Origin of the sequence: Buttiauxella selenatireducens (genome assembly GCF_031432975.1) — a bacterium.
In the GTDB taxonomy this organism is placed as follows: domain Bacteria; phylum Pseudomonadota; class Gammaproteobacteria; order Enterobacterales; family Enterobacteriaceae; genus Buttiauxella; species Buttiauxella selenatireducens.
This window is the reverse complement of sequence record NZ_CP133838.1, coordinates 1,805,197-1,817,658: the sequence shown is the minus strand read 5'-3', so window position 1 is coordinate 1,817,658 and position 12,462 is coordinate 1,805,197. Positions and strand designations below refer to the sequence as shown.

Sequence of the window (12,462 nt, the reverse complement as noted above, 5' to 3'; positions counted from 1 at the left end):
CAATGCAGCAAAATGAAAAATTACCGTATCCGGAGAAATGAACATTGAAAGCTTTATTCAAATTATTTTTTTGCATGGCTTTATTGACGAGCGCAGAGGCCGTTCATGCTGCTTCAAGCTGTAACACCTTAAACGGCAATGACGCTGTCGCCGCCGGGGCAATCTCCGTGCCTGCAAATGCCGCACCTGGCAGCATTGTAAGCACGGTAAATACCGATTTTATCCTGCAATGCAGGAACGTGGACTCAGGGACAATAAGCTACACTAGCAGAGTCGACCTTCAGGCTACAGGAACGCTCTCACCCGGGTATAACGATGTTTATCAGACGAATATCACTAATCTCGGCGTACGCTATACCGTCAGTGCGCCAGATTGCACCAATGCTGATAATGTTATTCTGACGGGAACAGACAAAACTGCCTTTACTTGTGCCTGGACGACAGGCTCCGCTTACCAACAGCGAATGGCCACAGTGAAAGTAGAGTTTGTGGTGACAGGTACGGCGCCTGGCAGTGGCAATCTGACCACCGTGCCGAATATGAGGTTATGGTATACAGAATCTGATGTTGCCGGGACATGGGAGCAGAACAAGCCCCTTTCCGGTGCCGCATCGGGTTCGTTATCATCATCGAGTTGCTCCATTCCCCAGAAAAATCTCACCGTGAATCTGGATGACATTAATGTCAGCGATTTGGCCTCTGACGGTGCAACGGCTGCGCCGAAAATTTTCAATCTGGATTTAACCTGCCCGGCCACAGATATTAAACTCGCGCTGACGCTGACCGACAGCACGGATCCGTCCAACAGGACCAGCATTCTGAAACCTGCTGCCGGTTCTACTTCAGGCGGCGTGGCGTTCCAGTTTCTCGATGGCCAGAATCGCCCAATCCTGATGGGCCCTGATTCGGCTATCGCTGGCAATACCAATCAGATTGTTATTGGCACAACAGCTGGGTCCCCGTATATCAATATTCCACTGTCTGTTCGATATATCCGTACTGGTACCATTACTCCTGGAACGCTGAAATCAATTGCCACCTACACACTCTCTTACCAGTAAAGCAATACTGTGGGCACTGTTGCAAAGATTGTAATAATGAAGCCTCTGGTGTTGCTGAAATGCTCTAAATTTCAAACACTCTGCTCACCAGACGCATCTCGCCCAGGGGTGACCATAGTAAAATGATTCAGCCTGCCCTTTACGGGGTCAGTTTGTAGATCGGAAATTTTTGTACGTTAGGCGCATTATTTAACCAACCGAGATACATAACGGATTGATTTAGCGTCAACACCTATCGCTTTTAAGTTATCGCCCCTGCTGTATCCCATTTAGGTTATCCGATTAAAGGAAAATCCTCTGAAAGCACCCTATAGCGCTGGAGAACACCCTATTGTATGATAAGTCTTTTCAAAAAAAGGCTTATCATACAATAACTTCCGACATCCAAACTCACCCCTAATACGACGGAACCGGAAAGCCAATAAACAGGATGAAAAGGAATACACATATTGTGGCGATAACAGCAAATTTAACTTCGATATCATCGAGTCTGTTTCTTCTTTTTTTCATCTGAAAAGGCTCTGAAATCATCACCTTTTGTATATTTTTACTCAAACTTACCGCGTATTCACTAATATATAAGAATGATATTAGGGGGGGTGAGGACCAATGTTAACTGAAAGGAATCTTTGCTGATATGGACGAGAGTCTGAAACGTGCAGATTTATCATATCTGCCTGATGAGGTTGCTGTAGCGGCAAGAGAGTTTGTAACCCATAAATACCGTATAGATATAGCTGGCCGATCCTCTCCAGAGAATATTTCTCATGATTTACACGGTTTCTCTGCCGGGGGAGAATTTGGTCCCCATTTCGGGCTGAGTTTCTTCTGCAATATAATCCCCTTCCTTCCTTCTGACTGGGAACCTCAGCAAGAAGAGGAGTTATTAGTTCCTACATCACATACTTTCGGTTGCAGTTGGCGATGGTGGCCGGATCGTTATTGTGATAAAGAAGATGAACGTAAAATAAAACGCCATATTTTTTCAAGGTTTGGCCTTGAAAGTACAAGCTACACCTTTATTCCTCAATTCGGCTTATATTGTCCCTCCGAGGGGAAAAACAGGGTGAACTTCTGCCGATATCATAAGATCGAGCATATACCTGCACGTGTCTTTACCCATGATTATCCCGAAGCAGAGCGTATTTCTCTCTATGTGCTGAACGTGGCCGGAGGAATAGATGTCTGGGCGGTGTTAGACGGGCGATACGCACAGAAAATCAGTCATTACAATTATGCACTTCCTTTACTAAGAGCTTATGGGGTAACTATTTATGGTAAATGGCCTGCGCATTATCCATCAATATCGAAACTTCTGGATAACGAATTGAGTTGCCGGGAGGATTTGGCATTCCATAATAATGTCATCGATATGAAAGCCGTCAACGATGTTTTGGCTAGGAATTTATCTGACAGGCTGGATAGGGATCTGTTTGAAAAAACAAATATTCTGTATTCTTCTCTAATAGAGATGTCGTGGTTTGTGCTTTTAGCTACTCTGATATGTATGGTCACATTAATAGTGTTCAATTTTTCAGAAGATGGCGCTATTAGAGAATTTACGTTTAGTCTCGCCATTTTTATTTTCGGAGCCATTTCCATGTCAATAGCTCTAGTTTTTTTGATTAAGCGAAAATTAAAGCAGATGTTGTAGTGACCTAAATTTGAAATCAGCTCGACCTGCATTTGTCCAGGTATCCAACCCAGATTAAGGGGTTGATACTGTGGGCTGAAATTTCGGCGATTCCAACTTACAACCCTTGCGCCCTCGGAAAGTGTTCAGATAAATTATTAGTTGATAATAAACATCATGTACATTAATGGTATTTATTATGTACATAATGGGTGTTTTTTCAAATGTACCATTGCACGCTATTTTTTCCCTGAATGTTTCAAGGATGTAATGTGTCATCATGTGTTTTAGTTTTATTACTTTTCCTGCCCGCTACTTGTTGAAACAGCGAACAATCCCCCCCATATCGTTGGTACCTTAAAAAGAGGATTCCAATATGTCAGAAAAAGATGCGTTTTTCCAGAAATTAGAAACGAATGCCAATGCACTAAAAGAAGGCGAAGAAGCCTTTAAACGCGATGTATTTGCATTCCAGGAAGACACAAAAGCACTGATTCAAGAAATAATGGAATGGTTTGATGGATCGCCAGTAACCGCTAGTGCCAGTACAACTCTAGTGACTGAGAATACTGACCGATTTGAAGTATCAAATCTCACCTTAAAAAATGGTGGTAAAACACTAAAAATTATCCCTGAAGGACTCTTTTACGTTGGGGTGAAAGGTTGCCTCGAAGTAACTATTCATAACCCTGGCCGGGCACCAGGCACATCTAAATTCAATATCCACTGGAAAGATGGAATAAGCAAAATACCTGGATGGGTAATTGTCTCTGGTGGTGTAGGGAATACCCCTGCTCAGCGTACTGTGTTCAACCAAGAAAACTTCTTCAAGATGATTTCGGCATTCGCTTGATGAGATGAGGGTTGGCTCTCAGCCCTTAATCTTCTGCTGCCCTTTAAGGAAATTTTTGGGAAACTGACAATATCGTACGGTTGCGTTATCGGTGAAGGGGGCTCCCGCACGATATGCCGTTTGGCTGGTATAGAAGCGGTTAAATTATGCTCTGAACGGACAATGTTTTCCGATGTCCAAACTCACCTCAATATAGATAATGCAGAGCATAAAGTAAGGCAGAGGGAAGACAAAAGACTGTGGCTGCAGGACAGCCACGCTCACGCCAGCTGTGTGCTACTGTTCACCAAGGCGTGGCCCGGACGGTATGTCTTCCCCCCGACGCGGTTGGCGGTTTACCCAGAAATATTTCGCAATTATTTCACGGTATTTTCACAAAAAACTTACACAACCACTGAAATTATTCACATAATTAACAGTTGATTTAGATTGAATCCGGTATTCTCACTCCATCGCGGCTAATAAGGGAAAGTGAGGAATTTATCGTAATCTTTTAATATCAAGGAGGTTAATCATGCTGGAAAGTATGCATGTTTTTCTCGCGATTTTAGGATTAATCGTATTTTCGGGTTTTCTTTCTGCATATTTCAGCCATAAATGGGATGACTGATGAACGGTGATATTCCCAATCCATACGGCCCCTTGCTGCATTTCGCACATGGGCCTTAACTTCAAGTAATTGACCCTGCTCAATTCCAGCTCTCACCAGGAATGAAATACAGGTGAGAAAAAAGTATTCGCTTTGACCTTAGTAGCCAGCAGACTGTAAAGCCACATTGCAACCAGAGCATCTCCTCCTGTGCTTCTCAGCAAGCCTCACGCTCAGGAGTACACACCCGCAAGAGGTGTGTTGCATTAAGCTTAGAGCCGGTAATATTTGGATGACGAAAGCTGGCAGCCTGAATAACAGGTAAAAAATCCCCGAACAGGTCGGGGATAAAGGACTCTCTCGGAAACTCTGCTATCTTCTAATATAATTTGCGATAAAACCATATTATTTATACATTCTTGTTGATACAGCCAATATCTTAAAATGTACCCGATGACAGACAAATTGTGCCGGCGATTTTGTCAACAACAGATTTTGTGTGTACAGATTGATTAACCATCGATATAAAAACCTCATTAAACCAACTCTGTTAGGGAGCGAAAGTTCAGCTGCAGACAGTCTGATTAAATTTTAGCGTGAAACACCTTTTCGGATATTTCTCGGGGAAGGTGTGCGTAAGTAAGAAAATCAATTTACGGGCAGCACGAAACTCCATACATTCCTTACCTCTGGTACTTCCTAATAATCGAACGAAACCACTCATTAAGCTCAAATTTCTTAACGTGGGATAATTTACGAGTTCCAGGTGGGCCCTTCGATGATCAAATCAGATGTTCCTCGATTGCGATTAATCTTGTGTGATTGAATAATAAAAACAAACACATTTTTTCTGGCGATAAATATGATTAGGGCGCTGCTGATTTTTTTAGCATGGACAACTCTGTATACCTCTTGCATGTTGCAAGCGGCTGAACCACGACAACTTCCCACTGAGCAAGATAAAGCAAGAACGGTTTATGTTTTTCATAAACCGATTGTAATGTTGCAGGCCAAATTTGGGCTGACGACGCCCGAAGAACGCGTGCTGCGTATCCGGGCGACTCTGCCTTCTTTAAATGAAGAGGATATTCGTCAGCCGGTGAAAATTACTCCGGTAAAACGCTATAACCAGGCGGGGCGGCTATTTACGATTAATGGCAAGGTACTAATGCTACTGACGGAGGGCGATTTGGATGAAGGTGATGACTTAACGCTCGACCAGGCCGCTCAACGTGTTTTAGCTCGTCTGGATGCACAACGAATTTCATTGCGAGACCAGTATTCTTCGTCATATCTCGCCATTGCTACGCTGAAAACCGTGGCGGCCACGCTTGCTTTAGGGCTGCTGCTTTACGTCGCCTTCAAATCCTGGAGACGAGTAAAACGTTACTTCGAAGAGCCGACCAGTCTTAAAAAGGGCTTAGTCCCCGCTAAATGGCGCGAGTTGGTGGGCGCAATCGAAGGCTACTTCTACGGTTTGCTGATGATATTACTGGGGCTTACGGCGTTTTATGTCTGGCTGAGTTCAGTCTTCCTGCTCTTTCCGTGGACGCGAGTTTGGGGAGAATCATTAGGGACCTGGTCGATTGGTGTTATTCAGACAATTGCTTTATCCATCGCCTCGGCATTTCCCGGATTATTGATTGTTTTGATTATTTTTTTAATCACGGCATTTATTCTCAAACTACTAAAAATAATGCTTACCCGTGTTGAAACCGGCAAATTGACGCTGCCAGGTTTGCACCCGGAAACGGTGGGTGCAACGCGCAAACTTATTTCCGTGATGGTGTGGCTATTCGCTCTTTCAGCCGCTTACCCGTTCCTGCCCGGTGCTGATTCTGTGGCCTTTAAGGGGATCAGCGTGTTCTTCGGTTTGATGTTGACGCTCGGCTCGGCAGGGGTAATGAACCATGCTATGAGTGGTCTGGTGCTGACGTATTCCCGTGCGCTGCGCAAGGGAGATATGATTTCTATCGGCGATAACGAAGGGCTGGTAAATGAAGTCGGCATGTTGGCGACTAAAATTATGACCCACCAAAATTACATTGTCACGGTGCCGAATGCGGTGGTGGTCAGCGGTACCATTACCAATCTCAGCACGCAGAATCCGTGTGGTGGTATCAACCTGACGACCAGCGTCACCATCGGTTACGACACCCCATGGCGGCAGGTTCACGCGATGCTGGAGCTGGCGGCCAAACGGACCAATGGCATTGACAAAAATACAGTACCACTGGTGCGACAGCTTAATTTACTGGACTCGTATGTCGCCTATGAATTGCAGGTAAAACTGTGTCCTGGCGAATCTTTGGTGGGCGTGAAAAGTGAATTGCACAGCCATATTCAGGATGTATTTAACGAATTCAACGTGCAGATTATGTCGCCAAACTATGAGGGGCAGCCAGAAAAAGCAGTGATAGTGGCACGTAATAACTGGTTTGCGGCTCCCGCCATTGAGCCTGATAAAACAACAGAGCAATAGTACGCCTACGGATTGTTGTTGCTCAAAAAATGTACTTAACGAACCTTTCAGAACGGTTGGATTGTGCGCTGGAACTGGTGAGGCAGTATAACTGGGTGTACCACATGCTTATCCCACGCTAAGGCTGGTTTTCCAGCCTTCTGGAGCGAGATATAGCCATGTCCGAACAGATGTGCTGAGTTGTACCGAACAGAAATTATCATGGTAGTTAAAAGGGCACTGTTGCAAAGTTTCACCGCAGCATATTTCTCTGGCACATTTTGTCAGCCAATCCGAAGGAAGACACAATAAGTTGTGGTTGCAGCCCTCCGTTTTTCGGAGAAATCAAACTTTGCAACAGTGCCCTCTTGGCTTACGCTTCCAACACAGTGGCCTTAAAACCCCGTAAACAAAACTGGAGAAAATTATCTTACGGTTTATAGTCATACAGATAAGTTTACGTCATTTTCGTATGGGAAAAACAATGAGTCGCGAAAAGATTGAGCTGAAGTCCTTAAAAATTCTCAATGCAGTTTTGGAATGTAAAAGCGTGACCGCTGCAGCCGAAATGTTATCCGTATCTCCTTCTTCAATAACCTATGCTATCAATAAGCTTAGGGATATTACCGCTAACCCCATTTTAACCCGCTCAAAGAGCGGCGTTGTACCTACCACTCTTGCTATTGACCTCAATTCCCGATACGTCAAGGCAATGTCTTTGATCAACGACGGTTTAGATATTACCGATACGAATACTGATAGTGGTCACATTAAAGAAATAGTTATCAGCACCTATACCTTTTTTGAGTTTTGGCTTTCCATGTCATTACTGAGAAACGGTTCACTTAAAAAAGAAGGGGTTTCACTGACTTTCATTCCTCATCCTTTTACTGATGAAGAAAGGACAAATAATTTACGCAATCGTAAAGTGGACATCGATATAGGGACCGAGCTTCCCAAGGATAATTCGATAACTGTCTATAAGCTATTAAGCAGTAATACACAAGCGATGGTGAGCCAATCTCACCCCACAATAAAAAACCAACTAACGGTTGATGACTGGCATTCTAATGAGCACGTTCGTTGGACTCGTGCAGATTATGGTATGACATCAATGGTAGGTGATGCAGTGACGTTGAATGATGTGCGTAACTATCGAAACATTTTAGTAAACACCTCATCATCACTCAATATGATGCTACTTTGCGCAAATAGCGACAATATTATGATTATCCCTCGGATGTTTTCCAGTTTTTTAAAAACAATTCTACCAGTAAATATTTTCGATATTCCATTTGAAGTTGATATCCACTCAGATTACTATCTTCACTTCCACAACCAGTCTCTCAATGATATTAACATCAACCGAGTATTTAGCGAAATTAACAAGCTAGTTGGAAAATAAAGCCGTACCAAATCAAGGCAATGTAAAACAGCGCATTGCTTTTTTGTATTACATTGATGCTGACAATATCAGCATCAATACACCCTTCCGTCATTTAGAAAATCAATAAATGAAATTGTTCCACTGGTTATTAATATCCACCTATGGAATGCTAACATTTCCATTTTAGTATTATATGAAGCAGTCTAATGCTCACCAGAGCGTCTGGATACGTTGAAACAATTTGAATCCCAGCACAGGTTGCATTTTATTTTTTCACAATCATATTTCACTCGATTATCCAGACATTTGCTTTGTCCAATTGCTACCATTTATTATCGATGCCATTGACATTAAATATACCCAACACTACTACGCCAATCCCATGTTTATCTAGATTCGTACCTTCGACTTCACCATGATGACGTAAAATACCCAGGAAGGAAGAAGCTAAAAAATACCATGGTAACTTGCTCAAAACTAATGCAACTGAACTATTTTTTATACCAAGTAATATCTGAAAATATCACATATCAGATCGCTATTTCATTCTTCGCAGCAAATACTTTGTAATATGTAAAATCTTGACTACAGTTTGAAGTAAAACATTGTTCTACTGATTCAACAGAAGGATTAAAATGAAATTAAAACCTATCGCAAGAGGGCTGGCAATCGCTGGACTTCTGTCAACTGTCATACTGCCAACCTACGCAGAAGTTGCTCCTAAAGAGGCGACTCAGGCAACCCGCCAAGCAAACGATGCGCTCTACAGCCAGTTACCTTTTTCTGATAATACTGATTTTGCTAATGCGCATAAGGGGTTCATAGCACCTTTGCCTTCTGACATCATCAAAGGTGAGCAGGGAAATGTGGTCTGGGATCCACAGCAGTACGCTTTTATTAAAGAAGGAGAGAAAGCGCCAGATACAGTGAACCCAAGCCTGTGGCGTCAGTCCCAGCTCATCAATATCAGCGGTCTTTTCGAAGTCACAGACGGCGTTTACCAGGTCCGTAACCTTGATTTATCCAATATGACCATCATTGAGGGTAAAGAAGGGATTACCGTCGTCGATCCGCTTGTTTCAGCTGAAACAGCAAAAGTTGGCATGGACTTATATTTTAAAAACCGTGGCAACAAACCTGTCGTCGCCATCATTTATACCCACAGCCACGTTGACCATTACGGCGGCGTGCGTGGTGTGGTCGATGAAGCAGATGTGAAGTCCGGTAAGGTAAAAGTGTATGCGCCTGCTGGCTTCATGGAAGCCGCCGTTGCTGAAAACATTATGGCCGGGAATGTCATGAGCCGCCGTGCCAGCTATATGTATGGCAACCTGCTGAAACCGGAAGCGACTGGACAGGTTGGTGCTGGTTTAGGCACCACAACGTCTGCGGGTACCGTTACGCTGATTGCGCCAACGAATATCATCGAAAAAGATGGTCAAAAAGAGGTCATTGATGGCCTGACTTATGACTTTATGCTGGCGCCTGGTTCTGAAGCCCCGTCTGAGATGCTGTGGTATATCGAAGAGAAAAAGCTCATCGAAGCTGCAGAGGACGTGACCCATACCCTGCACAATACCTATTCGTTACGCGGTGCGAAAATTCGTGAACCGCTGCCATGGTCGAAATACATTAACGAAGCTATCGTTCGCTGGGGTGACAAAGCCGAAATTATTATGGCTCAGCACCACTGGCCAACCTGGGGTAACGATAATGTGGTTGGCCTGCTGAAGAGCCAGCGTGACCTGTATCGTTATATCAACGACCAGACCCTGCGTATGGCAAACGAAGGCCTGACTCGCGATGAAATTGCGGCAAACTTCAGGCTGCCGGACAGTCTGGCGAAAACCTGGGCTAACCGTGGTTACTACGGTTCAGTCAGCCATGACGTGAAAGCGACCTATGTGCTGTACCTCGGCTGGTACGATGGCAACCCGGCAACCCTCGACGAACTGCCACCAGAAGAAGCGGCGAAGAAATTTGTTGAGTACATGGGCGGTGCCGATGCGATTCTTCAGAAAGCGAAAACTGACTTTGCTCAGGGTAATTACCGTTGGGTGGCACAGGTTGTCAGTAAAGTCGTATTCGCCGATCCGAATAACCAGAATGCACGTAACCTTGAAGCGGATGCGCTGGAACAGTTGGGTTATCAGGCAGAGTCTGGCCCATGGCGTAACTTCTATCTGACCGGTGCTCAGGAGTTGCGTAATGGCGTGGTGAAAGGGCCAACACCGAATACGGCAAGCCCGGATACCGTTCGTGCTATGACGCCTGAAATGTTCTTCGACTACCTTGCCGTTCACATCAACGGTGAAAAAGCAGGTAATGCCAAAGCGGTATTTAATATCGATTTGGGCAATGATGGCGGCAAGTACAAGCTGGAGCTGGAAAACGGTGTACTGAACCACACCGTTAACGCCGAAGCGAAAGACGCCGACGCCACGATTACGCTGAACCGTGACACGCTGAATAAGATCATCCTGAAAGAAGAAACGCTGAAACAGGCTGAAGATAAAGGTGATGTGAAGATAACCGGTAACGGTGCGAAGATGGACGAAATGTTGGGCTATATGGACAAGTTCGAGTTCTGGTTCAATATTGTGACACCATAAATAAACCCCCTGAGGCTTAAACGCCTCAGGGAACTTAACTGAATTTGTGCCAGTTGCACACACCCTACTGCTATAGGTAATAATGTTCAAAAAATAGACTTACCGTACAATAATTCTCTATATCCAAACTGACCCCTTTATAGCTAATTAACATCAGACAGTACAAAAAATCACCTTAGCGTACAATATTTTCCGTTTCCCAAACGGAGCCCGTGATGAACGGCCCCCGTAAATGGTCGCACCGTGCCCGGACAAAGGACGCACTTATCGCCGTCATCCGGACGATGAACAAGCATTTTCCGCTGTCGCACAATCTTATCCCTGATGATGTCGATAACGCCCCCGCACTGTTTGCGGCTGTAGCCAGCACCTAGGACGTGAAAGTGACAGGCCATATCTGGAAACAGAGGGATTCGCTGGAACGTCAAAGGTTCGGCTGTAACCGTCACGCTCCATAATTCTTCACTCTAAAGGCGTACAGCGTCCCTTCCTATACGTCTGTTTAATCCCCGCATCCCCCTGGACGTTAAGGTTATTCTGTCCAGTTACATCACTTTCAAATATCACCTAATCTACTGTGAACTATAGTTCATAAAGAAAACCGCATGTACAACCGTCTAAAGAAGAATTTAAGCTACCTGATGAAAAGACCATAACCATTCATGGCATAAATGCAAAAAACGAATCTATTTACCCGAAATCAATGAACACCGGAAATAAAGAGTGATATATGCTAATCTTGCTAGGTCTTGGCGTTTTGGTTTTTAATATAGTTTACGTTCGTGGGGTCTCTTAGCGAGGCAATGAAACAACAATAAAAGGATATTTTGCAATTATGTTTAAAAAAACATACCAATATGAAGTAGTCAAGAATGGAACGATTCCAACATGGGATAAAAATTCTTTATACAGCTTCCAAAACCCCGTATCTATTGGTGATAAAGTGAAGGTTTTGTTCGGTTCTGAACTGGTGGAAGTAGTAAATATTGAACACTATCCAAATATTTCCGTCATATATGTAAAATGATTTAAATAGGTAAAGAATAGTTCTGTTTTCGTATGTGAAGTCAGAAATGTAATATATAAAATAAGGTGAGTTGCGGTAAACTATCCGGGCGTCGCACTTTGGCGCTCCGGTGTCTGCGTTCGGGCTTGATCCAGGCACCGGACCCCCCTTCCCTGCTAATTCCCTCACCACATTGGACATACAGCGCATTCTGTCCATGTATGCAGAATAGCTGCCGAAACACCTTCAGGAGTTCAAAGTATCTGACTGGCAGCTTTGAGCGAACAGCGGAAGTTAATACCTATCTGTCAACTCAAAAAGGTGGCTATAGAAGAAGTGGTTATCGACGTTTCGGCTCTTAGCGCTCCGTCTGAATGTTCAATATTAATCTACTTTCGGCCACTGCACCGCCAAAACGCAAGGGCTTTTGAGCTCTGTTAACCTGCCACTTCAATGAGCCTCCTTCTGCAATATTTGCAAGCAGCCATAGAAAATATGTCGCAGTTTTGAATAACTAAAAAACACATATTAAGATGGCAGTAAAAAATATTATGGCCTGTCATAGTACAATCAATTGGCAAAAATGAGTGAGGGTTTATGGGATATAAATCGCGCCAAAAAATTGACCATGTTTCATACGAAAGAGCTCTGTCCCTAGAAAATGCAGTGTTCTACTGCAGGGTACCCGCTCGATGAGATTTGAGAAGTGTGTTGTGTAGCACGTGATCCCTTTTGTTATGCTCAACGTTAACTTAATTCTCAGTTCATCCGTGATGAGGCTAAAGTAATTGGTCAAACATTCCCTTACTGGAGGATTTGTTCCCAGAAATTAAATTTTTAATACAAACGAAGGAATTGTG

General features: G+C 43.9%; 8 protein-coding genes. All 8 read left to right on the top strand.

The window, feature by feature from the left end; translation table 11 throughout:
• The first annotated feature begins 74 nt into the window (after nt 1-74).
• The 8 genes from RHD99_RS08385 (at nt 75) to RHD99_RS08350 (ending at nt 11,623) form a co-directional block, all read left to right on the top strand.
• Nucleotides 75-1,061: a fimbrial protein gene (locus tag RHD99_RS08385; protein WP_309878384.1), complete on the top strand. Its 987-nt coding sequence runs from the start codon at nt 75-77 to the stop codon at nt 1,059-1,061.
• Between the two features lie 637 nt (nt 1,062-1,698).
• Nucleotides 1,699-2,715, top strand: a complete 1,017-nt coding sequence (locus RHD99_RS08380; RefSeq protein WP_309878383.1) for a hypothetical protein — start codon at nt 1,699-1,701, stop codon at nt 2,713-2,715.
• A 355-nt stretch (nt 2,716-3,070) separates the two neighbouring features.
• Nucleotides 3,071-3,547: a hypothetical protein gene (locus tag RHD99_RS08375; protein WP_309878381.1), complete on the top strand. Its 477-nt coding sequence runs from the start codon at nt 3,071-3,073 to the stop codon at nt 3,545-3,547.
• A gap of 514 nt (nt 3,548-4,061) precedes the next feature.
• Nucleotides 4,062-4,157 carry a protein MgtS gene (gene mgtS, locus RHD99_RS08370; RefSeq protein ID WP_309878379.1) on the top strand — a complete coding sequence of 32 codons (96 nt, stop codon included), beginning with the start codon at nt 4,062-4,064 and terminating at the stop codon, nt 4,155-4,157.
• 841 nt (nt 4,158-4,998) lie between these two features.
• Nucleotides 4,999-6,618, top strand: a complete 1,620-nt coding sequence (locus RHD99_RS08365) for a mechanosensitive ion channel family protein (protein ID WP_374708462.1) — start codon at nt 4,999-5,001, stop codon at nt 6,616-6,618.
• 463 nt (nt 6,619-7,081) lie between these two features.
• Nucleotides 7,082-8,002, top strand: coding sequence for a LysR family transcriptional regulator (locus tag RHD99_RS08360; protein WP_309878377.1), 921 nt, complete (start codon nt 7,082-7,084; stop codon nt 8,000-8,002).
• Nucleotides 8,003-8,619: 617 nt separating this feature from the next.
• A complete protein-coding gene (locus RHD99_RS08355; protein WP_309878375.1) occupies nt 8,620-10,596 on the top strand; it encodes an alkyl/aryl-sulfatase in 1,977 nt (658 codons plus the stop codon).
• A gap of 835 nt (nt 10,597-11,431) precedes the next feature.
• Complete coding sequence (locus tag RHD99_RS08350; protein WP_309878373.1) at nt 11,432-11,623, top strand: hypothetical protein; 192 nt, start codon at nt 11,432-11,434, stop codon at nt 11,621-11,623.
• Nucleotides 11,624-12,462 lie beyond the last annotated feature (839 nt).

What these genes read in the sequence shown, in the direction of transcription:
- RHD99_RS08385 (WP_309878384.1), top strand. Translation starts at nt 75, where the DNA reads ATGGCTTTATTGACGAGCGCAGAGGCCGTTCATGCTGCTTCAAGCTGT.
- RHD99_RS08380 (WP_309878383.1), top strand. Translation starts at nt 1,699, where the DNA reads ATGGACGAGAGTCTGAAACGTGCAGATTTATCATATCTGCCTGATGAG.
- RHD99_RS08375 (WP_309878381.1), top strand. Translation starts at nt 3,071, where the DNA reads ATGTCAGAAAAAGATGCGTTTTTCCAGAAATTAGAAACGAATGCCAAT.
- mgtS (WP_309878379.1), top strand. Translation starts at nt 4,062, where the DNA reads ATGCTGGAAAGTATGCATGTTTTTCTCGCGATTTTAGGATTAATCGTA.
- RHD99_RS08365 (WP_374708462.1), top strand. Translation starts at nt 4,999, where the DNA reads ATGATTAGGGCGCTGCTGATTTTTTTAGCATGGACAACTCTGTATACC.
- RHD99_RS08360 (WP_309878377.1), top strand. Translation starts at nt 7,082, where the DNA reads ATGAGTCGCGAAAAGATTGAGCTGAAGTCCTTAAAAATTCTCAATGCA.
- RHD99_RS08355 (WP_309878375.1), top strand. Translation starts at nt 8,620, where the DNA reads ATGAAATTAAAACCTATCGCAAGAGGGCTGGCAATCGCTGGACTTCTG.
- RHD99_RS08350 (WP_309878373.1), top strand. Translation starts at nt 11,432, where the DNA reads ATGTTTAAAAAAACATACCAATATGAAGTAGTCAAGAATGGAACGATT.